Genomic DNA, 26,173 nt, shown 5'->3' with positions numbered 1-26,173 from the left:
ATCTCTAAATCAGGATATTTTTGTTGTTATCAGGCAAATAAAATCCATTCCAATTCCTTAAATCTGATTTTTGAATCAAGATAAACGGAACGCCTTCAATGTTTCCTTCAATTTTGCGATATTTCATTGAATTATAGCCATTTAGCATCAATTCCTTGTTTTCTAAATGCATCCAAAATTGAATCATCGTTATCATAAAAAACAACAGCGTTTTTCATGTTTGGAAAATATTTAGCGTCTTCTGCCGACTTGATATTAAATTCATCATCTTCGCCGTCCCAATACGGTATAATATTCATATAGACATCATCTCCACCATTCTGATATATTTTGGTAATATTCTTAGCCAATTCTTCTGTAATTTCTATATTTAAATAATATTCAAGTACTTCAGGTATGATTTCGTAACCCTCTTGGTTAATGTCTATTTTTCTATCAAAAAAATTGTTGGCCGATTCCCATATATCAAATTCAGGAGAGAGCAGTTTCTTGTTGTACATTAACTCTTGAATAACTGCAAGCTTAAAATTGCGATCTTTAAATTGTATTATACTCATAATTATTGTTATTTTATTATGTATTATTTGTAAATGAGTTTTAATGATTTCACTCCAATCCTCATAATTTGTACAAGGATAAAACTTTCTGAAACATGGCCAGTTGGGCAATTTACTTCGTATTTAATTTACTTATTTGTATAAAAATATGTTTTTATTGTATTTTTAGTCTTTTCGATTTTTGCTTTTACTTATTGTATTAAAGTTTTGTATATTCTTGTGCAAAACTCGAAATATTCGGTGCTTTCGCAAGTGTTTTTGTCTTTTTATTGTAATTTTTTGGTCTGCGGATTCGCTGGTTGCTTGCCTTTAGTGTTTTTGTGCATGCAAGCCGCCTTCCGTCTAGGTACTTTCTTTGGGAAAAATTTAATAGAGTTATGATTTGATAACATTGTAAAATCCCGTAAATCGTCCGCGCCTCCATTGTACTGCCGCTTTGTGGATACAACTATTATATTTGTACCCCAAACCAGCCAATCAATCAAAAACAAAAAACATGAACAGTATTTATACCTCTTCCCAACGCCGCAATATCTTGGTTATTCTGGTTGTGCTTTTGGGCTTATTTATTGTATTGAATATGCGTACTTACATTAGTTACTTGGTAGCAAGTACGGTGTTATACGTGATTTTTCGCAAACCATATAACAAACTGTTACGCAGAGGTTGGCACAAACAATTGGTAGTATTTAGTATTATTATTTTGTCTTTTTTGATAATAGTTTTGCCTTTTTTGTTGCTAAGTATCATGCTAACTGATAAAATAATTTACTATACATCACACATACAAGATATTTTGCTTTTTGTTGAAAAAATTGAGGCCATGTCGGGTATTAAGCTCCGCGATAAGGCCATGATGAACAATGTTGCCGAGAACGTCGGCAAGTGGGCGGGAGGCTTGTTTCCGTCGTTTTTGGCGGAAGCTACGGATATGCTGGTGGGCTTGGGACTCATGTATTTTGTGCTGTACTATATGTTTGTGGAACAAGAAAGATTCCGCAAAGGCTTGTACGTTTACTTGCCTTTTGAGCCTGACACGCTCGAACAATTGGGTTTAGATTTAGAAAATAACATTCATTCCAACATCATTGGGCAAGGGCTTATTTCGTTGATTCAGGCCACGATGCTTGCATTAGGTTTTTGGGTTTTTGGGTTTTCCGACGCATTGTTTTGGGGAATGGTGGGCTTTTTTATGTCTTTTATTCCTGTCTTGGGCACGCCGCTTATTTGGGTGCCTGCTGGCCTGATTGCCTTGGCGCAAGGCGACAACTTTGGCGGCATCGGGATATTACTTTACGGGGCTATCGTGGTGCTGAACATTGATAATGTACTACGAATGTTCATTGCCAGCAAGATGGGTGATATTCATCCGCTCATTACGTTGGTGGGCGTTATTTTGGGCGTGCCAATTCTGGGTATTATGGGTTTGGTGATGGGGCCTTTGCTGATTTCCTACTTTATTATCTTTGTGCGAGTGTACCGAAAAAAGTATGTAATAAATCCAGAAAGCCAAACATAATATAAAACACCCTGTGCAGTAACATTATAAAATTTTGCATTTGATAGAATAAAGAATACAGTTGATAGAATTGTGATTGTTGAAACGTGATACAGAATACTACCTTTGCAAAGGTTTGAACGACAACTGAGGTTCTTCCTTCTTAAGTCTAAAACTATTCACTTAATCAAAAAAATTTCATACAATCATGGCTACATTAACAGCACCAAGTCCAGCAGTGGCACGCCCTGCATTTAAAGACAAGTACGATAACTTTATCGGTGGCAAATGGGTTGCTCCAGCAAACGGCAACTATTTCGACAACGTATCTCCATTGGACGGCAAAGTTTTCACGAAAGCTGCTCGTTCTACTAAAGAAGATATTGAATTAGCTCTTGACGCGGCACACGCTGCTTTTGATTCTTTCGCTAAATCGTCTGTAACTTTCCGTAGCAACATGCTATTGAAAATTGCTGATCGTATTGAAGCAAATCTTGATTATTTGGCTGCTGTTGAAACAGTAGATAACGGTAAGCCTTTGCGTGAAACTACTTACGCTGACTTGCCATTGGTAGTAGATCATTTCCGTTATTTCGCTGGTGTTATCCGTGCGGAAGAAGGTACTGCTACTGAATTAGACGAATTTACAGTGTCTATCAATGTGCATGAGCCTTTGGGTGTTATCGCTCAAATCATTCCTTGGAACTTCCCATTGTTGATGGCTGCTTGGAAATTGGCTCCTGCTTTGGCTGCTGGTTGTTGTATCGTGTTGAAACCAGCTGAACAAACTCCAACTGGTATCATGGTATTGATGGAACTAATCGGCGACCTTATCCCTGCTGGCGTTCTTAACGTAGTAAACGGTTTCGGTTTGGAAGCTGGTAAGCCTTTGGCTACTTCTACGCGTATCGCTAAAGTTGGTTTCACTGGCGAAACAACTACTGGCCGTCTTATCATGCAATACGCTTCAGAAAATATCATTCCTGTAACAATGGAATTGGGTGGCAAATCACCAAACATTTTCTTCCCAAGCGTAATGGACGCAGACGACGAGTTCTTCGATAAAGCATTGGAAGGTGCAACTTTGTTCGCTTTGAACCAAGGTGAAGTTTGTACTTGTCCTTCACGTATCTTGGTACATGAGTCTATCGCCGACAAATTCTTGGAAAGAATGGTGGCTCGCGTACAAGCGATCAAAATGGGCAACCCATTGTCTATGGACACCATGATGGGCGCACAAGCATCTAAAGACCAATACGAAAAAATCTTGTCTTATATCGAAATCGGTAAGTCTGAAGGTGCAGTAGTTCTTACAGGCGGTGCTGCTTTCCACCAAAACAGCGGTTTGGAAAACGGTTACTACATCCAACCAACTATTTTGAAAGGCCACAACAAAATGCGTGTGTTCCAAGAAGAAATCTTCGGACCAGTAGTTTGTGTTACAACTTTCAAAACAACTGAAGAAGCTATCGAAATCGCAAACGATACCTCTTACGGCTTAGGTGCTGGTGTTTGGACTCGCGATGCGCACGAATTATACCAAGTGCCACGCGCTATCCAAGCAGGTAGAGTTTGGGTGAACTGCTACCACGCATACCCTGCTCACGCGCCATTCGGTGGTTACAAGAAGTCTGGCTTCGGTCGCGAAACACATAAAATGATGTTGAGCCACTTCCGCCAAAACAAAAACATGCTTATCTCTTACAACAAAAACAAACTTGGTTTCTTTTAATAGATACCAACGGTAGTAGTTGTTAGAATTATTCTGCAATTCATTGTTAATTAAATAGTTTATTTTTTGGGGTTGAAACAGGTGTTGGCATTTGTTTAATGCCTGTTTCAAATTCCATTTCGACATCGTTGTTCGAGCGACCAACATTTTTTGGATTATGAAGATTTATTTTGAATAAAAACAAGTCAGTTTTATATCCGAATAAGCATTAAACTTAACCTAAAAGTAGGGAACTGATTGGGTTGTTAATACTGAAGAAAAATCCTTTTTAAAAATGCTTCTATGGTATGCAAGTAGCCTTGTGTGCAACTGTATCTCCGATTGGACTGCATAAGTGATTGCGTTGCGCTCTAAATGGAGGCGATACTTTAGTACCCAGATGTTTGCCTTTGGTTAATATCAGCTAATATGTAGGTTATTTTTGGGCAAATGATGTAGAATAAACAATGTCGTATATTTTGGTACGATAAGATATTAAAAAGCCTCTGTTTACGCTACTACAAATCATGGTTTGGAATACGAAATAGAAGGCTTTTTTTTGATAGAAAAAGTTTTTTATGACTAATTCTATTATTGAAGTATATATTAAGTTTTGATACTTTTTGCGTGATTTTTTCTCTGCCGAGAGTCTCAAAAGTGTTGCGAGTTACTCGATAAAAGTAGCTTGTAATCCTGTTTTTAAGAATATTATTTATGTGTGTTTGTTTGTTGTTCTATAGCCCAAGCGTTTTACGTTTGGGCTATTGTGTAAACTAAAAATCAAGCAAATAGGTTAAATAATTGATTTAAAAATTTATAACTCAAACTCCAAAACCAAATGACACCAGTAGCACGAATTTTGGCCACGCCAGCGGCTTGCGCCCTCATGGATAAGTTACGCACTGAGCATGGCTGCAACATTATTTTTCATCAGAGCGGCGGCTGCTGCGATGGTTCTGCCCCGATGTGTTTCGAGGAAGGCGAATTTCGCTTGGGCGAAAGCGACGTTTGTTTGGGCGAAGTACATGGCGCAAAATTTTATATGAGCGGCTTTCAGTTCGAGTATTGGAAGCATACGCAACTCACCTTGGACGTAGTGGAGGGTAGGGGCGCGAGTTTTTCTATCGAAATCCCGCACGGCGTTCGTTTCCTGATTCGCTCAAGAATTTTTACGGAAGACGAGCTAGACAATCTTGTACCTGTAACCAGTGCAGTTTCTTAAAATAAATTAACTAATAAGACCCAATCTTACAAGGTTGGGTTTTTTATATTCAGGTTGTTTTTAGATAACAATTAGAAAATATTAACAAAAATATAATTTTATTTATTTTTTGCTTAAATACGTTTATTTTTATTTTAATTAGCTGGTTTGTTCTTATTATTATTTTTGATTTGATTATTTTTAAATGTATATATTTTAGTAATCAAAATATTATTTTGTCGTAACATATTCATGGTATAAAGCGCATTATTTTTGTATTGCAAAATATTGTGTTTATGAAAAAAATAATACTTTCAATTCTGATACTATTTCACGGGGTTGTGTCTATTTCGTATGCCCAAGATGATTATAAATTTCATAGTATGTTTGTGATGAATTTTCTCAAATACATACAGTGGCCAGAGAGCAGTGCACAACCAGAATTTGTAATAGGTGTATTGGGTAATGAAACAGTGATGCCTGATTTGGAGCGTATCGCCTCTACTCGTTACGTAAACGGCAAAAAAATAATCGTTAAACGTTTTTCTGATGTAAGTAAAGTATCTGATTGTCAGTTGCTTTATATCCCGACACCCAAAAGTAATGAGCTGGCAGAGGCGATTAAACAAGTTGGCGCAGGAACGCTTATTGTTACGGCTAAAGATGGGCTTGCACAAAAAGGAAGTTGTATTAACTTTGTGGTACGAGACGGCAAATGGCGTTTTGAAATCAATGAACATGCCACAGGTAAGGCCAAACTAAAGGTTTCGGGCGAGTTGAGTCGCTTGGCCATTATGGTTGGTTAAAATATTTAGTATCAATTTGCTCAATGTGTTAGCTTAGAATCGGAATTTGAAACAATGCCCCGACTGCGCAAAAGTCGGGGCATTTGTGTATAATTGCCCTTTCGTTTTTGGTGATTATGGATAAAAATAAGGCTTCTTTGTCGTTTGGATTTGGTAAAAATGAGCGTTTGTGTAGTCGCAAAAGTATAGACGAACTTTTCAGGCAACACGATGCCTCGGCTTCGGCGTATCCGCTGCGCATCTTGGCCAAGTATCAACCCCAAGGCGAAGCAAAAGGTGATGATTTACAAATACTTATCAGTGTGCCACGCCGTAATTTCAAGCGTGCCGTCGTGCGTAACTTGCTCAAACGCCGCATCCGTGAGGCTTATCGCCTGCAAAAACATTTGGTGAATTGGCCGCCCATTTATCCCGAAAAACAACTGCATATTGCTTTTATTTATACCGCTAAAGAAATATTGCCTTTTCAAATTATCGAAAAAAAACTAATTTGGGCAGTAGAGAAATTAAAAACGGCTTTGGCACAAACGCCAAACACCTAATTTTTTGGGGTTGGTTAAAATATTAGGCCAACAAATTTGTTTTATTTACAAACCCTTTCAAAGTAAAATACCATGAATACAAGACTTAAAAAATGGCTCATTCCCAGTACAATTATTGGCGCGGCTGCGCTGACTATTGCTGCTGGCAATCCCACCGAAAAATACTTTGAGATAGCCAAAAACATGGACATTTTCGCCACACTTTTTAAGGAAGTCAATACTTATTATGTGGACGAAGTGAGCCCTAACAAATTGATGAAAACGGGAATTGATGCCATGCTCAATTCACTTGACCCATACACCAATTACATTCCCGAAGACGAAATCGAGGACTACCGCACCATGACCACTGGTCAGTATGGCGGCATCGGCGCAATCATTGGCAAACGCAATAATAAAACGTTGGTGCTCATGCCTTACGAAAATTTCCCAGCGCAAAAGGCAGGCCTTAGAATCGGCGACGAAATCTTGGAAATAGATGGCGTGGACGCGGCCAAGAAAAATTCTAACGATGTGAGCAAGTTGCTCAAAGGCCAAGCGGGAACAGCCGTGAAGCTGAAAGTAAAGCGTTTTGGGCAAAAAGAGACGATGAACATCGAAATTACGCGCCAACGCATCAAGATCGACAACGTGCCGTATTATGGTATGGTAAACGATGAGGTCGGCTATTTGCATCTGACGGATTTTACGTCCGACGCTTCCAAAGAAGTGCGCAAAGCCGTAACGGAACTCAAGGAAAAAGGCGCGAAAAAAATCGTGTTTGATTTGCGCGATAATCCAGGCGGTTTGCTCAACGAGGCCGTAAACATTGCTAACCTTTTTGTGCCAAAAGATAAGTTAGTGGTAAGTACCAAAGGCAAAATGACGGACTGGAACAAAAACTATACAGCCCTGAACCCACCTTTGGACGTAGATATTCCTGTGGCGATTCTGACCAGTGGCCGCAGTGCGTCGGCTTCCGAAATCGTGGCGGGCGTAATGCAAGACTACGATAGAGGTGTTTTGGTTGGCCAACGTACTTTTGGTAAAGGGTTGGTGCAGGCTACGCGCCCACTTTCATATAACTCGCAACTCAAAATCACGACGGCGAAGTATTATATTCCGAGTGGTCGTTGCATTCAGGCCATTGATTATTCGCATAAAAATGAAGATGGCGCGGCAAGCCGCATTGCGGATTCTTTGCGCGTGGCATTCAAAACAAGCAATGGCCGCGTGGTGTATGATGGCGGTGGCGTAACACCAGACGTTGATGTAGAGCGTCCTAACACTGCTCCAATTACGATAAGTTTGCTTAATAAAGGCTTGTTGTTTGACTATGCCACCGAATATGCAGCAGCGCATCAGAGTATTGTTTCGGCTAAGAAATTTAAAGTCTCTGACGCTGAATACGAGCATTTTATGAAATGGCTCAGCGGTAAGGAATACGACTACATCACGAAAGTAGAAACAGACCTCAACGACTTGACGGCCAACGCCAAAAAGGAAAAATATTACGACGATATCAAAGAGCAAATAGACCAACTCAAAAAACGTGTTTCTCATAACAAAGAACTTGATTTGGTAAAAAACAAAGAGGAAATTAAAGAATACCTCGAACAAGAAATCGTTTCGCGTTATTATTATGAGAAAGGTGTAAAAGAAGCCTCTTTTGATAATGACGTAGATTTGCAAGCAGCTCTAAAGGTTTTACAAAGCCCAACGGAATATCAAAACATTTTGAAGGGTAAAAAATAAAACGCTTGTAACGTAGGATATTTTATATTTTGGGTGTTGGTTTGTACAGACAAACCAACACCTTTTTTATTTTTAACATTGTACACTGTATTAACATGAAATCTATATATACGCTCTACAAAAATGCTTTTAGTGGTTTGCCGCGCAACATTTGGCTGCTGGCTTTTATTATGCTCATCAACCGAAGTGGAACGATGGTATTGCCGTTCATGAGTGTGTACCTGACTCACCATTTGCATTTTTCGGTAGTGCAATCAGGTATTATTTTGAGTTTGTTTGGCGCGGGTTCGGTGGTGGGCGCACTCATTGGCGGCAAACTTTCCGACTCGTGGGGTTGTAAGCAAGTGCAATTGGGTAGTTTGGTTTTGGGTGGCATGTTATTTCTGGTGCTAGTGTTAGCCAAAACCTTTGAAGCCGTTGCCGTGATGGTGGTCATTACTGCGATTGCTTCTGAGGCTTTGCGCCCTGCTAATGCAGCCTCTGTTGCTAATTTTTGTACGCCCGAAACGCGTACAAGAGCCTATTCGCTGAGTAGATTGTCCAATAATTTGGGGTTTGCTCTAGGGCCTACGTTGGGCGGCATTATGGCACATTATAGTTACGAATGGCTTTTTGTGGCCGATGGACTTACTTGCATTTCGGCAGGTATTCTGTTGCAAATATTTTTACCAAAAGTGCCTCCTACGCATGCGCATGATACATTGCATGTAGCTGATCAAAAGGAGTTTAAGCGCAAAAATTCTCCGTATAGAGACACGTTTTTTGTGGTTTTTGTGGTGCTGGTGAGTTTGTATGCGACGGGCTTTTTTCAGTTTTTTTCTACGCTGCCGCTTCATTACAAACTCAATTGTGGCTTAGACGAATTTTCGATCGGCTTGCTCATGTCCCTGAACGGTGTGGTAATTGTGTTGGTGGAGATGGTGGTGGTTTACAAACTTCAACATAAATCAGAGCCTACGCGCATCATCATGGTAGGAGTGGGGCTAATGTTGTTGTCGTACCTGATTTTGGCGGTGGAAGCGCAGGCCTTGTGGGCGATTGTGGCGTATGTATTGATCATTTCATTTTCCGAAATACTCGCCATGCCATTTATGAGCTCTTTTGTGGTAGAGCGGTCGCGTCCTAGTACACGCGGCCAGTATATGGCACTTTATACGGTAGCGTATTCGGTGGCACATATTATTTCCCCGATTTTGGGTACACAGTTGGTGGAGTGGGTGGGCTTCGCGATGCTCTGGAATGTGCTGATAGTCTTTAGCCTCGTAACATTGATGGGCTTTGTGATGCTCAATGCTTTTCAACGCAAACACCAAATAGTCGGAAATGAAGCGAGCGTTTGAAAACTTTTTTATTACAAAAAGTGTCTATACAATAAATGTATTAACAACAAAATTCAATCGTTATGAATATAAAAATATTTAAGGCCTCTGCGCGTGGACACGCGGATTATGGCTGGCTCAAAGCTAATTATTCTTTCAGTTTTTCTTCTTATTATAATCCTGAATCTATTCATTTTGGGGCTTTGCGGGTATTGAATGACGATATTATTGCGGGTGGTCAGGGCTTCGGAGCACACGGCCACGACAACATGGAGATTATCACGATTCCGATTGCTGGGGGCTTGGCGCACCGCGACAGCATGGGCAACGAGGAGGCCGTAATGGCTGGCGAGGTGCAAGTAATGTCGGCGGGAACTGGCGTGCACCATTCTGAATTTAATGCTTCTAAAACGACCATTGCCAACACTTTACAGATTTGGTTGTTTCCTAAAAAGCTGAATATTAAGCCACGCTACGAGCAAAAAAGTTTTGTGGAGCAAATTAAACCTGACACGATAACCACCGTTGTTTCGGCAGATATAGAAAAAGATAAAGACGCTCTTTGGATAAATCAAGATGCCTATTTTTCGATTGCCAAGATTTCGGCAGGAAAAACCATTGACTGTGCTGTGCGCGACCGTTCACATGGAATTTACGCTTTCGTGATGGCTGGTAAAGTAACGATAGCTGATAACGTGTTGGCCAATCGTGATGCCGCAGGCCTTACGCAGTTGCCAGCACAGGTAAGTATAGAGGCGCAAGAAGACAGCCAAGTGCTTTTGATGGAGCTACCAATGCAAGGTAATTGGTAATAACAAAATATTGTGCTGGAGAAAGATTACCTCTTGTATCGTATTCGTTTTTTGTATGATTTATTAGAAAAATCATACGTTTGTATTACTTTGTTGGAATAGGGCAGAATGCAATATAAGGTTGGTTATATAACATTGTTTTGTTGTATTTATCATTTTTTTTGTATTGTAAAAAGAGTAAATATAGGAGTTTGCCATACATCCAAAACGCGTCAAAGAAACATTCTTTGACGCGTTTTGGATGTTATGCTTACATGGAGTGTCTTTTAAACCAAGCCTTAATATGAAATAAGTGTATAATTTTATCGCGCTCAAGCTCGAAGGGTTCATACGATTCTCGGTTTTCCGCTTCTAGTATTACATAACTTTTATCAGTGTGTTTTCGGATATATTTGATAAATCGGTAGTCTTGGGTGATAATTACATAGATATCGCCATAATTAATAATGGATTTGTCTTGTATTTCTCGAAATACAATGATGTCTCCAGGATAAATGAGCTTCGTCATGGATTCTCCCCAAGCGGGCAACGATTTACACCCTCTATAACCAGGCATAGACCAATAAAAATCAGGGATGATATTATTGGGTTCAAGCTCATCTACCGATACCTCCAGCGCATCAATGTTATAGAAAGGAATGAGATGTTCGGAGTGATTAGTACCGATCAACTGTTCTATTTGCTGGGGCGCGTCAATTCTGCTTATCGTGTTGTTAGTTAAATGAACGTTTACGGGACGTTGTTGCTGGCCTGTGATAAGATATTCAAATGTTGTGTTAAATATTTTAACAATCTCTGTTAGAAATTCTAAATTTGGATTAGTTTTGTCCGTTTCAATTTGAGCAACGAGACTGCGCGATGTACCTGTTTTTTGTGCTAGTTCTTGTTGCGATAAGCCTATAATTTTACGCTGCTCTTGTATGCGTTTTCCGATGGTCATAAATCAAAGGGTACTGAATTAAAAAAAATGATTCCGCTTGTTATTTTAATTGACATTTTGTTAAATTTTTATTTTAATCTATCAAATATTATTTCTTGAAATATGCAATCTGATTATAACAATACTACTATGATAGTAGATGTACTAAAAATTGAAAATACGATGTCTAATAAATCGTGGTTTAATTTTTTTAATGTACGTTCTTCAATAGGTAGATTTAATTTACTAGCGTTTGCTTTTATTTTTATTTGGCTTGTATTACTTACGTTCTTTTACATAAGAAATACAGATTTATTACAACAAGAATTAGGCCTTTCGGAAACGGCAAAAAGTAATATCGAATATACTAACAATTATTTGATTATACTAACAATTATTGTCATCCCATCTCTTCTTTTGTTACTAATTTGGAGCAGCCGTCAGTATTGGCAACCAATACAGCGTATCAGCAATAATCTTAATACACTTGCACAAGGAACGGTTACCCAACCCTTGCCATTACAGCAAGATGAGTTTGTAGAAATTGTCGCTGCTTCTAACCAATTAGGCCAAAATATTGCCAATGCAAGCCATTTTGCTACGGCTATTGGACAAGGACAACTACAAACACAATACCAACCTAGTAGCCAAGCCGATACACTTGGAAACGCACTTTTGCTTATGCGCGAAAGACTGATGCTAGTGGCCGAAGAAGATCGCAAAAGAAACTGGACGACAGAGGGTTTGGCCAAATTTGCAGATATTTTGCGTGCTCATTATACAGACTTTGCCGCTTTCAATGACGCAATTATCCAGAATTTGGTGCGATATGTAAAAGCCAATCAAGGAGCTTTATTTATATTAAACGATGATAACATTTCACAAAAATATTTAGAGTTAACGGCTTGCTACGCTTATGAACGAAAAAAGTACATTAGCAAGCAAATTGGAATTGGTGAAGGCTTGGTAGGGCAATGTTTTTTGGAACAAGACACCATCTTGATGACAGATATTCCCACGGATTATGTTCGCATTACGTCAGGTTTGGGGCAGGCTACGCCTACTTGTTTGATATTGGTGCCACTCAAAATGGACAAAAATGTAATTGGCATTTTGGAGTTAGCGGCATTTCAAAAATTTGAGTCATATCAGATTGCTTTTATTGAAAAAGTAGCTGAAAATATAGCTTCTTCGATTGCTTCTACAAAAATAGCAGTACAAACGCAAAAATTACTAAAAACTTCTCAACAACAGTCCGAAGAAATGAAAGCGCAAGAGGAAGAATTGCGCCAAAATATGGAAGAATTGCAGGCTACACAAGACGAAATGTTCCGACAAAGCCGTTATATGGAAGACCTTATTAATGCCATAGACGAAGTGCTTTTTACGGTAAATACTGATCTTAAAATTGATATATTTAACCAATATACAAAGCATTTCTTTCAAAATTTGGGTGTAAATATTGAAAAAGGATCTGATGTAATTGATTGCTTTCCTGCCGAAAATAAAAACGAATATAGACAATATTATACGCGTTGTTTTTTGGGGGAAAAATATGAAATGGCTCAGTCTATTTTTGGTAATAATTATCAGGTGCAATACAACCCGATTCTGAATAAAAATGGACAAGTTATTTCTGCGGTGGTTTTGGCCAAAAATGTAACAGAAATTGTAAAAGCCAAGGCCAATGCAGAGAAACTTTATGTAGAATCGCAAGAGCAAAACGCCATGATGAAAGCCCAAGAAGAAGCTATGCTCGACACGTTCAATGACTTGCAAAAAGCGCAAGACGAAGCTACTGAACAAGCGAAATATTTGAATAGTGTACTTAATGCGCTCAACGATGGCATCTTTGTGATTGACCCTAATTTGCAGTTAAAACGCTTTAATCAATTGGCTTCTGACTTTTTTATGGGTTTGGGACTTACGCTCACCAATGGTATGAGTATTTTTGATTGTTTTCCGCCCGAAGTGCACGACAGTTATCGTCAGTTGTACGTGCGTGCTTTTGAAGGCGAGGCGTTTCAGCAAAAAGAAGAAGGGTTTGATAGCACATTTTTGGTGCAATACAATCCGATTTTTGGTAGAAACAAAAAAGTGGAATATGTCGTGATTATGACTAAAGATATTACGCAAATGGCTGCGTTGGAACGTCAAACGCAGGAGTTACTTCAAGATGTGCAGCAAAAAAATGAAGAAATGCTCGCACAAGAGGAAGAGTTGCGCCAGAATATGGAAGAGTTGCACGCCACACAAGAAGAAATGCATCGTCAAGTACATTATACAAATAGCATTGTAAATGTGATTGACGAGGTGATTTATGCCATTGACAAAGATTTTAAAGTGCAGGTTTATAACCAATACACTGAAATCTTTTTGGCGCAACGTCGCAAATCTATTGAAAAAGGAATGAATATTTTATCGGTGTTTTCGTCAGATGTTGTAGAAGAACAAAAACGCTATTATGAAAGGTGTTTTGCTGGCGAAAAATTCCAGGTAGAAAAACAAGCATTTGGACTTTCTTATCTGACTCAGTACAATCCTGTATTTGATGAGCAAGACAATGTAGTGTCTGTAGTTGTGCTGGCTAAAGTAAATTCTCACGTAGAATTAGAAAACACGGCACAGAAGTTAGCTTAATTATTTTGTTATTAAAAAAGCAGTCATAAATTTTTGTGACTGCTTTTTCTGTTGTATCTTCAGTCCCCATAAAAGTGTATGTTACTACCTACCTCTCCGTTACTCATGAATTCTGAAACTAGGTTAATGGAAGCTAATATGTGGGCTTACATGGCCTGTATTCCCTCTCAAATAGAAACAGTACAATTGCTTCAGAACCAAGAATTTTGGTTGATGAATGCCCGTGTTGCCGACGCTGCCTATAACTTCGTTACGCATACGCGCAATATTACTCCTCCAAGCATCGAAAAAGCTCTTGCTGTTTTTTCCGAAAATCAATGGCCTTTTGGTTGGTGGATAAGCCCTTCTGATACGCCCGCACATTTGCCCCAACAACTAACCCATTATGGGTTACGCTGCACAGACATTACTTTAGGCATGAGTATTTCTTTAGAAAATCTTTCGCTTTGGCATGAAAATGCGCCGACTTTGCAAATTCAGCGCGTAAGTAATGCACTACAATTGACAGATTTTATAACGGTCGTGAGTGCCTTTCATCAGCCCCAAGCGACCCAAATATATTACCAAAATGCGGCACAAGTTATTTTGCACCCCAACCAAACGGAGATAAATTTGATGGTGGGGTATCAAGACGAAAAGCCCGTATCGGCTTTGTATTTGTATCTGGACAAATACAGCCAAACAGCGGGAATTTACTCTGTTTCCACGTTGCCTGCGTTCCGAAATAAGGGTTTTGCTACTCTGCTTACTTGCCATGCCTTGCATTATGCAAAGGGATTAGGCTATAAAATAGGCGTTTTGCAAGCCACTGATGCTGCTCTTTCGATGTACCAACGTTTGGGTTTCAAAATCTGTTGCGAAGTAATTGCTTTTGGGGTGTAGGGTTTAGTGTGTTTTTTGCGTAATTTGCGCGAATGACTACTAACTTACATAACAAACAATAACACAATGATTTTAGGTACCAGACAAAGTTTGTCTATCCGATTCTATTTTTTAATTATTTTCTGTGTAATACAGCCATCTGCATGGGGGCAAGACCTAGCCCAATGGCAAGCCCAACTCCGCCAACCCAACATCCCTGATTCTGTAAAAGCCCAAACGTTGAGAAGTATTGCTATTTCGTTTATGGGCAATAATTATGATAGTGCAGGAGTGTATGCCGAACGATTGGCGCGATTGGCGCAGCAAAAAAACAAACCGCAGTGGCAAGGAAACGCCCTGAATATAAAAGCCTTAATTGCTTCTAATACAGGAAATTATCCGAAAGCCATGCACACGTTTCAGTTAGCCAGCAAAGCTTTTGAAAAGGCTGCCGACGAGCGCGGACAAGGCGTAGTACTAAGCAATGTAGCCAACATTTACTATATTCAACAAAATTACGACAAGGCCAGAAATTATTATGAATTGGCTTTGGAGCATTATAAAAAAATACCCCACAGTAGTAGTAACATAGCCCGAACACTGAACGGTTTGGCCAATGTGTGGCACGGGCTAAAGCAGTACGATAATGCGCTAAAAGTGCAGCAAGATGCCATTGTTTTATTTATAGACTCAACACAAGACCATGGCGGGTTGGCCTATGGCTATAACAATGTAGCTGAAATTTATTTGACCCAACATCATTTAGAGAAGGCATTTGCTAGTTTTCAAAGTGCTGAAAAAGAGGCAACTATCGTAGATGATAAACGTGCTATTTCATTCGCTTGGCAGGGGATGGCCAAAGTGAAGTTGGCACAAAAACAATATGTGCAGGCGGCAAGTTACGGCCAAAAAGCATGGGAGTTGGTCAAAGAAATAAATGCTACTAGTGAAATGAATATGGCGGCACATACCTTGCAATTGATTTATGAGGCAATGAAAGACTATAAGCGTGCTTATTATTTTTCGGTGTTGCACAAGCAATTTTCTGATTCGCTGCTCAACGAGCAAATTCACAAACAAAGTCTATTTATTGATGCTGATTTTCAGTATCGTCTCAAAGAAAAGAAGTTGGTACAGGAGCATGCGACCCAAAATCAGGCCATTCAACACCAACTAAATAAACGAGAATTGATATTGTGGTTGACGATTCCTTCCCTGATTTTGGTGTCGGGTTTGTTGTATTGGTTGTATCGATCGAGCCGAAAATACAATTTGTTGCACAAAACACTTTCGTTGCAAAATGAGCAAATGATTCAGCAGAAAGAACTGTTAGCCCAAAAAACCAAAGAATTAACCCAGACGAATAATATAAAAGACAGACTTTTCTATCTGATTGCCCATGATTTGAATACGCCCGTTCAGACCATGATAAAAATACTTGATTCCTGCAAAAGTAACATGACGGATGAGGAGCGTGGCGAACTGATAGGACGAATGTATTTGCACGTCAATCACACGGCTTATTCCATCAAAAATATGTTGGCGTGGGCAAAAGGCCAGCAACAGGCAGAATATAAAATGTATATACGATTGGAAATCAATAAGTTGATTGCTGATGCTGTTGCCAACGTAGAGCCGCAGGCTGCTAAGAAAAATGTTGAAATTTTGTACAGTAATTTGTCGCCTACTACCGTTGTTGCCAACGAAGAACTGACAGTATTACTTTTGCAAAATTTGATTTATAATGCGCTCAAGCATACGCCAGCGGGGCAGCGTGTGAAAATTAGGCACGAGAAACAAGGTAATTTCTGTCAGGTGTTGATACAAGATTCGGGTGAAGGATTGCTTGAAAATCAGATAGATAAACTTTTTGATAAAGAATATTACGCACAGCAAACCAGATTAGGGCAAAAAACAGTTTCAGGTTTGGGGTTGATTTTGTGCAAAGATTTTGCCCAGACAAATGGTGGCACAATTTCTGCACAAAATGCCCCCGATGGCGGCTTTGTTATTGCCTTCACCTTACCACTTGCCTAAGTGCAATTTGGGTAGAATATGTTCGTTACTTATTGACTATGAAAAACAATCTCAAATATATTGTTGTACTGATGAGCTTGGCCACACTGGGCTTGCTGATTTTTCAGGTACTTTGGGTAAAAGATGCCCTCAGCCTGAACCAACAGCAATTTGAGCGCGAAGCCCTGACGGCCATACATAAAGTTTCGCAGAAACTCGAACAAGACGAGATGAAGAAACTGGCTGCACAAGAAATTGATTTTCAGGAAAATAATATGTTATTTATGCCGCCGCCGATGCCGCCAGACTCCATGTTTTTTCAGCCATTTTTTGAAGGTGAAAAACCGCGCATGGGTGGCCGTAAAAAATTTCCGTTCAAAGGCCGCCGCAGACACAAGCACCACCGACAAGTATTACAACTCAATATTCACGACAAGGATACGCAGTTGGTGTATAAGGATACGGTTTTTCCTGACAAATGCGTGGATGACCAAAAAGTAATTCGTCGCACAGAAGTGGTTACGAATCTGTTGCGCAAAATGGTGTTTTCTTCCCCCGAAATTTCGCAACGCATACACCCGCAAGCATTGGATTCGCTTTTGCATATCGAAATGCGTAAAGCGGGCATAGACCAACCTTTTGAATTTGCCATTACAGACCCTTCGTCGGGTGGTTTGCTCGTAACGCAGCCGCATTATGACGAACAAGCTTTGCGTCAAACCAAATTGCGTGCGGCACTGTTCCCCAATGATTTGACAGGAACGTTACATTTTTTGTTGGTTTATTTTCCCGAACAAAACACGATTATTTGGAAAAAGACGGCTTATGTTTTTTGGTCGTCGTTGGTGTTGGTGGGCGTAGTGATTGCGGGTTTTGGTGTGTCGGTTCATACGATTCTTAAGCAGAAAAAACTCTCGGAGATGAAAGACGATTTCATCAATAACATGACGCACGAGTTTAAAACGCCTGTTGCTACTATTTCGTTGGCTTGCGAGGCACTGCAAGACCCCGACATGGTTGCCAATTTGCAGATTCGCCAACGCTATTTACACATTATCAGCGATGAGAACAAGCGTATGAGTCAGCAAATAGAAAAAGTGTTGCAAGCGGCTCGTCTCGACCGCGACCAATGGCCTGTTAGTTCCGAACTCATAGACGCACACGAACTTTTGCGCGAAGTGATTCAGAACATGAACGTGCAAGTACAGGCCGCCGATGGACAAATAGAAAGCGATTTGCAAGCCACTGATTATTTGATAAATGTAGATAAAATGCACTTTGTCAGTGTGTTGCAAAATCTTTTGGATAATGCCAACAAATATTCGCCGAGCAATCCGCACATTGTCGTGCGTACTTACAATGAGCAAGGAACGTGGGTTTTGCAGGTTTCCGATAATGGAATTGGCATGAGTACTGAGGCGCAAAAGCGGATTTTTGATAAATTCTATCGCGTGCCAACAGGCAATTTGCACAACGTCAAAGGCTTTGGTTTGGGGCTTAGCTATGTACGAACTATCGCGCAGGCATACGGCGCAATTATCGGCGTACAAAGCCGCTTAGAAAAAGGCAGTACTTTTACGATTGCTTGGCCGCTGGGAAGCAGCAAGGTTTAAATATTGGTAGGAAGATTGAATATAAAAATGCGGAAATCAAATATACTTTGGGTTGTATTATTGTCCATGCTGGCGGCTTGCCATGTGTCTGGCCACAAATCCCACGACGGAAAACTACGCGTTTTGGCCACTACGGGCATGATTGCCGATGCGGCCAAAAACATCGTGCGCGACAGTGCCGAAGTAGCGGCCTTGATGGGCGCAGGCGTTGATCCGCATTTGTACAAGGCCACGCAAAGCGATTTGCTCAAACTCACCCGCGCCGATGTGGTACTTTACAACGGGTTGCATTTGGAAGGAAAAATGGCCGAAGTGTTGGAAAAATTAGCCCGACAAAAAACGGTGGTAGCGGTTTCCGACGGCATTCCGCGTCCAATGCTCAACTATTCGGAGGCTTTCGGCGACCACCCCGACCCGCATATTTGGTTTGACGTGCAACTTTGGCGCATGACCGTGCAGGAAATGAGCCGCAAACTGCAAAGCACCGACACCGTGCACGCCGCTTTTTATGCTGCCAATGCTGCTCAATATCTCGCCCAACTCGACAGCCTCGACACTTGGGTAAAACAAGAAATGAACAGGATTCCGCCGCAGGCGCGTGTTTTGATTACGGCGCACGATGCTTTCGGTTATTTTGGTCGCGCCTATCGCGTGGAAGTGAAAGGCTTGCAAGGCATTTCGACGGTTTCGGAATTTGGCTTGCGTGATGTGGCCGATTTAGTGAATTTTATTTGTGAAAGAAAAATAAAAGCCGTTTTCGTGGAGTCGTCCGTGCCACCACGCGCCATTGAGGCCGTGATAGAAGGTTGCCGCGACAAAGGCCATGAAGTAAGGGTAGGAGGTACATTGTTTTCGGACGCGATGGGCGCAGCAGGCACGCCCGAAGGCACGTATATTGGCATGGTGCAAGCCAATGTGCGGACTATCGTGCAGGCTTTACGCTAATTTTTTAGTTAAAAATTTGCTTGAGCTGTTCCCAAAATTGCCGACGAATTTCTACGGTATTGCCCGACCATTCCGAAGGCATCGCCGCCCGAATGTAGCTTACTTCTTTTTGCTTAAAATGCTGATAAACTGTATGTTGGGTTGTTGCTGAAAACTCGGCGGCTTCTTGTCCCATCACCAACACGTATTGCGGCGCAAGTTCGTTTTGGACATCTGCCCAACTAAAATCTGGGTTTTGGGACAAGTTGAGCAAAGCCATTTCCGCCAAACTTACTGCGGGTGTAAGTGCCGAAAACATTTTGGTCAGGACGGCTAAATCCGCTTCGGGCAACGAAGGTGTTGCCGATTGAAATAGTACCAAAATTTTTCTACCAAAATTTCCTTCCAATACTAAACTTTTGGGTTGTACTTCGGGTTGTGTGGGTGCAGCCTCTGGCAGCGGCGCAGGTTCTTGCGCTAATGGCGGATGAAAGTGTACATTTTCATCTATCAGATATACCCCGTTGGGGAACAATTCTTTAAAAACAATATTCATTCTCAAAAACTTAAGAAATTTCTATCAAAACTTACGCTTAGCACTCAAAACTACGTGTTTTAGTTTTTAGATACGATATTTTATTTAATTTTGCAAAATTAAACACTTATCATATTTATTCTAAGGATTATGGTTCAGACCTATCAAAAGTACAAAGTAAAAGATATTTCGTTGGCCGAGTGGGGTCGTAAAGAAATCCGTTTGGCGGAAGCAGAAATGCCAGGTTTGATGGCTTTGCGTACAGAGTATGGCCCATCGAAACCTTTGAAAGGTGCACGTATTGCGGGTTGTTTGCACATGACTATCCAGACGGCGGTACTTATCGAAACCCTTATCGAATTGGGTGCGGAAGTAACTTGGTCGTCTTGTAATATATTCTCGACTCAAGACCATGCCGCTGCTGCTATCGCTGCTGCTGGTATTTCGGTTTATGCTTGGAAAGGCATGAACGCAGAAGAGTTTGACTGGTGCATTGAGCAAACATTGTTCTTCGGTGAAGACCGCAAGCCACTTAACATGATTCTCGATGACGGCGGAGACCTTACAAACATGGTTTTCGACAAATACAAAGAGCTTATCCCTGCTATCAAAGGTTTATCGGAAGAAACTACAACAGGCGTACATCGTTTGTATGAGCGTATGAAAAAAGGTACGCTTTATTTGCCAGCAATCAACGTAAATGACTCAGTTACAAAGTCTAAGTTCGATAACTTGTACGGCTGTAAAGAGTCTTGTGTGGACGCGATTCGTCGTGCTACAGACGTAATGATGGCGGGTAAAGTGGCTGTTGTGGCTGGCTTCGGCGACGTGGGCAAAGGTTCTGCAAAATCGTTGAGAGGCGCAGGCGCACGCGTAATTGTAACAGAAATCGATCCAATTTGCGCACTTCAAGCAGCAATGGAAGGTTATCAAGTAATGAAAATGGACAAAGCGGCTGAGCTTGGCGATATTTTCGTAACAGCGACTGGCAACATGAACATTATTACAGAGCGTCATTTCCGCAAAATGCGTGACAAAGCGATTGTTTGTAATATCGGCCACTTCGATACAGAAATTGATATGGCTTGGTTGAACAACAACTACGGTAGCACGAAAGTGGAAGTAAAACCACAAGTTGATATCTACAACGTTGATGGCAAAGAAGTAATCGTATTGGCTGAAGGCCGTTTGGTAAACTTGGGCTGCGCAACTGGCCACCCTTCGTTTGTAATGTCTAACTCGTTCTGTAACCAAACGTTGGCGCAATTAGAACTTTGGACAAATACTGACAAGTACGAAAACCAAGTTTATACATTGCCTAAGCACCTTGATGAGAAAGTAGCTCGTTTGCACTTGGGCAAAATCGGTGTAGAATTGGACGAACTTTCTACGGAACAAGCCGAATACATTGGCGTAGCCGTACAAGGCCCATTCAAAGCAGAAATGTACCGTTACTAAGTCGCCGTTTTAGCATTATAAATACAATCCTTTCTGGGTGTTTTGGCACTCGGAAAGGATTTTTTATTAAAATATTTTTTGTAAAAATTGTATTTTAATTTTTATGCTTTTATATTCGCTTGATATTCAATTAAAAACATTGTTTTATGAAGCGACTACAACTACTTATTATCTTTTTTTGCTTGGGCATTTCGGGATTGATTGCCCAAACAACTGTTACAGTTTCGACAAGCGGGTTTACTTTTTCGCCTGCTACTGCTACCATTAATGTTGGTGACACTATTAAATTTGTGGTAGGAGGTAATCACACTGCTTCTCAAGTGAGTGAAGCTACTTGGAATGCTAATGGGAGTACTGTTTTGCAAGGTGGTTTTGATTTTTCGGCAGGTACGAACAAAGTGAAATTTACGGAAGCAGGCACTTTTTATTATGTATGTAAGCCACATGCGGGTATGGCTATGAAAGGCAAAGTTGTTGTAAATGCCACGACTGGCGTTTCGGAAAAAATGGCTTCTTTGGCTAATTTTTCGGTTTATCCAAGCCCTGTTACAACTGCGGGTACAGTAGAATTTGCGCTGTCACAATCTTCGGATGTGCAATTGAAAATATATAACTTGTTGGGTGGTGTGGTTCGTCACGAAAGCCCAGTTCGTTTTGGTGCGGGTAGTCATCGCCTTGATTTCTCGGTAGAAAACTTACAACACGGCATTTATTTGCTCGAATTGATGGCGGGTTCGCAGCGAGTTGTAAAGAAAATTGCTGTTAAGTAAAAAAAACTTTGTTAATTCTTAGGAATTGTAACAATAACCTTTTTACTTGCACAAAAAAACAACTTATTTCTATCACGCTCCACTTATAATCTAAAGCGATACCTAACCAAGTATCGCTTTTATTTTTGTCTTTACTCGGCACTGATGCGCCCTTGTATGCTACGCCCCAACGTGATTTCGTCGGCGTATTCCAGCTCGCCGCCTACGGGGATGCCGCGTGCAATCACACTAATTTTTACATTCAAAGGCTTTAGTTTTTTCTGAATATAAAAACTCGTGGTGTCGGCTTCCATCGTGGAGCTAAGTGCCAGAATCACTTCTTTAATTTCATTGTGCTGCACGCGCTCAATGAGCGAGTCAATATGCAAGTCGGAAGGCGAAATGCCCGCCATTGGCGAAATAATGCCGCCTAACACATGGTATTGCCCGAAATATTGCCCTGTATTCTCAATGGCCATTACGTCGGGGATATTTTCTACCACACACAAAAGCGTGCGGTCGCGGCGTGCACTTTGGCAAATGCCGCATATTTCTTCGTCCGAAATGTTGTGGCATTGCTTGCAATAGCGCGTTTGGGTGCGCAAATCGGTCAGGGCATTGGTAAGCGAAAACGTATTTTCTTCTTTGCTTTTGAGCAAATGCAAGGCCAAACGTAAGGCCGTTTTGCGGCCAATGCCGGGCAGTTTGGCAATTTCGTTTACGGCGTTTTCGATGAGCTTGGAAGGATAACTATTCACAGTGTTTTGTTCGTTTTGGGAAAAATAAAGTTAGGCAATGCGGCGCACGGCTCCGTCTTGCAGGCGGTATTGTTGGGCTGTTTCGGGGCAAATGGCTGCGCCGTCGGTGTCGAAATGCAGACGATGTCCGTACTCACTTACCCAGCCGATTTGGCGGGCAGGATTGCCGACCAACAGCGCGTAGGCTGGTACATCGTGCGTAACGACAGCACCCGCGCCAATCATGGCATACGCGCCGATTTCGTGGCCGCAAACAATGGTGGCATTCGCGCCGATGCTTGCGCCTTGCCGTACCCACGTGGGGCGATATTCGTTTTTGCGAACTACGGCACTGCGTGGGTTAATGACGTTGGTAAAAACCATCGAAGGGCCAAGAAAAACATCGTCTTCGCAGATGACACCCGTATAAATGGATACATTGTTTTGGACTTTTACGTTTTTGCCCAATGTTACTTGTGGCGAAATCACTACGTTTTGACCCAAATTACAGTTTTCGCCAATCTGGCAGTGTGGCATAATGTGTGCAAAATGCCAAATTTTGGTACCTGCGCCAATGCTGCAACCCTCGTCGATAATGGCGGTTGGGTGCGCAAAATAGCTATTCGCTTCGTTCATTTTTTCTTGTGTTACTGGAATACAAATATCATGAAATCAAACGAAAATACCCAAAAAGGGTTTGAGGGGTGGGATTTTGTGTTTTTGCTTTTTTGTGAGTAATATAATATATTTCATGTCAAAACTTTAATTTAATATAAAAAATGTTTAGACAGATTTTAAGGTTATTTTTAAAAATGTTTATTCTTGCCACAACTATTTGTTTTGTTTTTATTGCAATATTAATTGTAATTATTTCGTGTAAATCAAATAACGATAACCAAGATGAATATAGAGCACTGGCAATAACTCTTTTTATACTCTTTGCACTATTGTATAATCTTCAAATTTTAACTATTTTTTTTAATTGTTTTAAGTTTGTCCGAGATCGTAAATTTCTTAGATTTTTGTCATTTTATGGCCTACCTATATGTACTTATCTGTGGGAAAGCTTAATACGTTTGTCTGGATATGGAAGATTTGAAATATCAGAAATGGTTGTTATGAATATCTTACATATTCCTGTTTTGGTGGCAATTACAATAGGATATAAGAATTTTGAGAAAATAAATAAGGTAGGAGAGTGAGCTTAATTATAATTAAAAAATATATTCAAATAATATTTGTTGTTAGAGCCCAACTCTGAAAATAATATATGTAAAGTGCTATTTGTAATAGTTGTATGCTAAAAAGCCAAACCCCCAGCCTGCAAGAAAACTTGACAGACTGGGGGTTTGGTTTTGCTTTAACCTTTTATTAGTAGGCTAAAAGCTGTTCTATTTTTTCGCGAATGCGTTGTTTTGGCAAGAATACTGCTTCCAATGGCGGCGCAAATGGCACGGCTGTATCCAAACCGCCTTCGCGCAAGACTGGCGCATCAAGCATCTGGAAACAGTTTTCGGCAATCCATGCGGCGATTTCGCCACCGATGCCGCCCGTAAGCGTGTCTTCGTGTGCTACCAATACGCGGCCTGTTTTGCGAACTGTTGCCGCTACGGCTTCTTTGTCCCAAGGCAAAAGGCTGCGCAAATCCAAAATATCGGCACTTACGTCAGGCATTTGACTCATGATTTCTTTTGCCCAATGCACGCCCATTCCGTAGGTAATAATCGAAATGTCCGAGCCTTCCGACACCAAAGCTGCCTTGCCGATTGGCAACGTGTAATAGTCGGCTGGGATTTGGTCGGCAATGGAACGGTACAGTAATTTATGCTCAAAATACATGACTGGGTTCGGGTCTTCGATGGCCGCACAAAGTAAGCCTTTCGCGTCGTAGGGGTTGGACGGATACACAATCTTGAGGCCTGGCGTATGGAAAAACCATGCTTCGTTGGATTGTGAGTGAAACGGCCCTGCGGCTGTGCCCGCACCCGTAGGCATACGAACCACCACGTCAGCATTTTGTCCCCAACGGTAATGTGTTTTGGCTAAGTTGTTGACTATCTGATTAAATCCGCACGTAACGAAATCTGCAAACTGCATTTCTACCACCGATTTATAACCTTTGATAGAAAGACCCAAGCCTGCACCCACGATGGCCGACTCGCAAAGTGGCGTGTTGCGTACACGCGCTTTTCCGAACTGGCTCACAAAACCTTCTGTGATTTTGAAAACGCCGCCGTATTCGGCCACGTCTTGCCCCATAATCACCATTTCTGGGTAACGTTCCATGCTTTGGCGTAGGCCGTCGGAAATGGCATCAATGAAACGGCGTTCGCTTTTAGCTTCCGATTTGGGTGCGACGATTTCGGGCGTAAAAGGGCGGTACATGTCCGTTAGTTCGGTGTCGGCACTGGCCGTCGGCATAGATTCGGCGGCAGCCGTTTCCAAACCAGCTTCAATGGCGTGTTTGATTTCGGCGCGGAAGGCTTCGATTTTGGCCGCATCCAACACTTTTTCTTGCAAAAGATATTGTTCGTAGTTGTTTACGGGGTCTTTTTTCTCCCAAATCTCAAACAATTCTTTCGGAACGTATTTAGTACCAGAGGCTTCTTCGTGGCCGCGCATACGGAATGTCATGGCTTCGAGCAGAATCGGACGCGGATTTTCGCGCATACTTTCGGCCAGTTTGGAAATAGTGTCGTAAACTTCCAAAATGTTGTTGCCGTCCACTTGCACGGCTTCAATGCCGTAGCCGATGCCTTTATCAATGAATTGTTTGCAACGGAATTGCTCGCTGCTTGGCGTAGAAAGTCCGTAACCATTGTTTTCTACCAAAAAGATAACAGGCAAATCCCAAACCGCCGCCACGTTGATGGCCTCGTGAAATTCGCCTTCGCTGCTGCCGCCGTCGCCACTGAAAACGGCCGTTACTTTAGGTTCTTTGCGCAACACGTTGGCTAAAGCGATGCCATCAGCTACCGACATTTGCGGGCCTAAGTGCGAAATCATGCCTACGATATGAAATTCGTTTGCCCCAAAGTGAAAAGAACGGTCGCGGCCTTTGGTGAATCCCGAAAGTTTGCCTTGCCATTGCGTAAACAAACGCGCCAAAGGCATTTGGCGAGCTGTAAACACGCCCAAATTGCGGTGCAATGGCAAAATATATTCGTCTGAATGCAAAGCGCAGGTAAGGCCTACGGCGATGGCTTCTTGCCCGATGCCCGAAAACCATTTGCTTACTTTGCCTTGACGCAGCAAAATGAGCATTTTTTCTTCTATCATGCGCGGCAACAACAACTCTTTGTACAAGTGCAAGAGCGTTTCGTCGCTATAATTTTTTCTATCAAAAGCCATGGCTGGCGTTACGGCTACTGTTTCCATATAGCAATTAAAGTCTTAATAATGAGATGTTTTTGAAAATGTGGTGTATAAATTGGGCGGCAATTTAGCGGTTTTTCCGAATTATGTGGAGTAGAAAGAACTGCCGCACGGATTATTTACAAAATAAAAAAACGCCTGTGAATTTTCACAAGCGTTGGTTAAG

22 protein-coding genes are annotated in these 26,173 nt (G+C 41.3%); 15 read left to right on the top strand and 7 right to left on the bottom strand.

Annotated features, from left to right (window positions below; all coding sequences use genetic code 11):
• Positions 1 to 4: 4 nt before the first annotated feature.
• Together BM090_RS18820 and BM090_RS00490 are read right to left on the bottom strand one after the other, a co-directional pair.
• Positions 5 to 127: a hypothetical protein gene (locus BM090_RS18820; RefSeq protein ID WP_262487651.1), complete on the bottom strand. Its 123-nt coding sequence runs from the start codon at positions 125 to 127 to the stop codon at positions 5 to 7.
• 4 nt (positions 128 to 131) lie between these two features.
• Complete coding sequence (locus tag BM090_RS00490; protein ID WP_143083823.1) at positions 132 to 557, bottom strand: DUF6892 domain-containing protein; 426 nt, start codon at positions 555 to 557, stop codon at positions 132 to 134.
• A gap of 496 nt (positions 558 to 1,053) precedes the next feature.
• Here BM090_RS00490 and BM090_RS00480 point away from each other — a divergent pair, with 496 nt between their 5' ends.
• From BM090_RS00480 to BM090_RS00445, 8 genes are all read left to right on the top strand, one after another.
• Complete coding sequence (locus BM090_RS00480; RefSeq protein WP_091505668.1) at positions 1,054 to 2,076, top strand: AI-2E family transporter; 1,023 nt, start codon at positions 1,054 to 1,056, stop codon at positions 2,074 to 2,076.
• A gap of 187 nt (positions 2,077 to 2,263) precedes the next feature.
• The gene (locus BM090_RS00475) at positions 2,264 to 3,787 is read left to right on the top strand and encodes an aldehyde dehydrogenase family protein (RefSeq protein WP_091505665.1); all 1,524 of its coding nucleotides are present in this window, start codon (positions 2,264 to 2,266) and stop codon (positions 3,785 to 3,787) included.
• Positions 3,788 to 4,604: 817 nt separating this feature from the next.
• Positions 4,605 to 4,988 (top strand): DUF779 domain-containing protein, encoded by a 384-nt coding sequence (locus tag BM090_RS00470; protein WP_091505663.1) that lies wholly within the window; start codon positions 4,605 to 4,607, stop codon positions 4,986 to 4,988.
• Between the two features lie 275 nt (positions 4,989 to 5,263).
• On the top strand, positions 5,264 to 5,773 hold the full coding sequence (locus BM090_RS00465; RefSeq protein ID WP_143083822.1) for a YfiR family protein: 510 nt from the start codon (positions 5,264 to 5,266) through the stop codon (positions 5,771 to 5,773).
• An 83-nt stretch (positions 5,774 to 5,856) separates the two neighbouring features.
• On the top strand, positions 5,857 to 6,315 hold the full coding sequence (locus tag BM090_RS00460; protein WP_245756658.1) for a ribonuclease P protein component: 459 nt from the start codon (positions 5,857 to 5,859) through the stop codon (positions 6,313 to 6,315).
• A gap of 72 nt (positions 6,316 to 6,387) precedes the next feature.
• The gene (locus tag BM090_RS00455; RefSeq protein ID WP_091505658.1) at positions 6,388 to 8,049 is read left to right on the top strand and encodes a S41 family peptidase; all 1,662 of its coding nucleotides are present in this window, start codon (positions 6,388 to 6,390) and stop codon (positions 8,047 to 8,049) included.
• A gap of 95 nt (positions 8,050 to 8,144) precedes the next feature.
• Positions 8,145 to 9,389, top strand: a complete 1,245-nt coding sequence (locus BM090_RS00450; RefSeq protein ID WP_091505657.1) for an MFS transporter — start codon at positions 8,145 to 8,147, stop codon at positions 9,387 to 9,389.
• Positions 9,390 to 9,451: 62 nt separating this feature from the next.
• Positions 9,452 to 10,180: a pirin family protein gene (locus tag BM090_RS00445; protein ID WP_091505655.1), complete on the top strand. Its 729-nt coding sequence runs from the start codon at positions 9,452 to 9,454 to the stop codon at positions 10,178 to 10,180.
• Between the two features lie 250 nt (positions 10,181 to 10,430).
• Here BM090_RS00445 and BM090_RS00440 read toward each other — a convergent pair whose 3' ends face one another.
• Positions 10,431 to 11,120: an XRE family transcriptional regulator gene (locus tag BM090_RS00440; RefSeq protein ID WP_091505653.1), complete on the bottom strand. Its 690-nt coding sequence runs from the start codon at positions 11,118 to 11,120 to the stop codon at positions 10,431 to 10,433.
• A gap of 396 nt (positions 11,121 to 11,516) precedes the next feature.
• On the opposite strand from BM090_RS00440, the gene BM090_RS00435 reads away from it, so the two are divergent.
• From BM090_RS00435 to BM090_RS00415, 5 genes are all read left to right on the top strand, one after another.
• Entirely contained in the window at positions 11,517 to 13,739 is a 2,223-nt protein-coding gene (locus tag BM090_RS00435) for a PAS domain-containing protein (RefSeq protein ID WP_177199796.1), read from the top strand.
• A 105-nt stretch (positions 13,740 to 13,844) separates the two neighbouring features.
• On the top strand, positions 13,845 to 14,621 hold the full coding sequence (locus BM090_RS00430; RefSeq protein ID WP_177199795.1) for a GNAT family N-acetyltransferase: 777 nt from the start codon (positions 13,845 to 13,847) through the stop codon (positions 14,619 to 14,621).
• A gap of 66 nt (positions 14,622 to 14,687) precedes the next feature.
• On the top strand, positions 14,688 to 16,637 hold the full coding sequence (locus BM090_RS00425) for an ATP-binding protein (RefSeq protein ID WP_091505647.1): 1,950 nt from the start codon (positions 14,688 to 14,690) through the stop codon (positions 16,635 to 16,637).
• A 38-nt stretch (positions 16,638 to 16,675) separates the two neighbouring features.
• Positions 16,676 to 18,229: a sensor histidine kinase gene (locus tag BM090_RS00420; RefSeq protein WP_091505645.1), complete on the top strand. Its 1,554-nt coding sequence runs from the start codon at positions 16,676 to 16,678 to the stop codon at positions 18,227 to 18,229.
• Positions 18,230 to 18,256: 27 nt separating this feature from the next.
• Positions 18,257 to 19,174 carry a metal ABC transporter solute-binding protein, Zn/Mn family gene (locus BM090_RS00415; protein ID WP_091505643.1) on the top strand — a complete coding sequence of 306 codons (918 nt, stop codon included), beginning with the start codon at positions 18,257 to 18,259 and terminating at the stop codon, positions 19,172 to 19,174.
• Between the two features lie 4 nt (positions 19,175 to 19,178).
• On the opposite strand, the gene BM090_RS00410 is transcribed toward BM090_RS00415, so the two are convergent.
• Positions 19,179 to 19,709 (bottom strand): hypothetical protein, encoded by a 531-nt coding sequence (locus BM090_RS00410; protein WP_091505640.1) that lies wholly within the window; start codon positions 19,707 to 19,709, stop codon positions 19,179 to 19,181.
• 129 nt (positions 19,710 to 19,838) lie between these two features.
• Between BM090_RS00410 and ahcY the strand changes: the two genes are divergently transcribed.
• Positions 19,839 to 21,146, top strand: coding sequence for an adenosylhomocysteinase (gene ahcY / locus BM090_RS00405; RefSeq protein WP_091505638.1), 1,308 nt, complete (start codon positions 19,839 to 19,841; stop codon positions 21,144 to 21,146).
• Positions 21,147 to 21,292: 146 nt separating this feature from the next.
• Positions 21,293 to 21,916, top strand: coding sequence for a T9SS type A sorting domain-containing protein (locus BM090_RS00400; protein ID WP_091505635.1), 624 nt, complete (start codon positions 21,293 to 21,295; stop codon positions 21,914 to 21,916).
• A gap of 131 nt (positions 21,917 to 22,047) precedes the next feature.
• On the opposite strand, the gene recR is transcribed toward BM090_RS00400, so the two are convergent.
• From recR to BM090_RS00380, 3 genes are all read right to left on the bottom strand, one after another.
• Entirely contained in the window at positions 22,048 to 22,653 is a 606-nt protein-coding gene (gene recR / locus BM090_RS00395; RefSeq protein WP_091505632.1) for a recombination mediator RecR, read from the bottom strand.
• A 30-nt stretch (positions 22,654 to 22,683) separates the two neighbouring features.
• On the bottom strand, positions 22,684 to 23,268 hold the full coding sequence (locus BM090_RS00390; protein ID WP_091505630.1) for an acyltransferase: 585 nt from the start codon (positions 23,266 to 23,268) through the stop codon (positions 22,684 to 22,686).
• A 735-nt stretch (positions 23,269 to 24,003) separates the two neighbouring features.
• Positions 24,004 to 25,983: an alpha-ketoacid dehydrogenase subunit alpha/beta gene (locus BM090_RS00380; protein ID WP_091507735.1), complete on the bottom strand. Its 1,980-nt coding sequence runs from the start codon at positions 25,981 to 25,983 to the stop codon at positions 24,004 to 24,006.
• Between the last annotated feature and the right edge of the window lie 190 nt (positions 25,984 to 26,173).

This window comes from Flexibacter flexilis DSM 6793 (genome assembly GCF_900112255.1).
Taxonomy (GTDB): domain Bacteria; phylum Bacteroidota; class Bacteroidia; order Cytophagales; family Flexibacteraceae; genus Flexibacter; species Flexibacter flexilis.
Note: the sequence above shows the minus strand (reverse complement) of the source record. Positions and strands in the feature narration are given on the sequence as shown.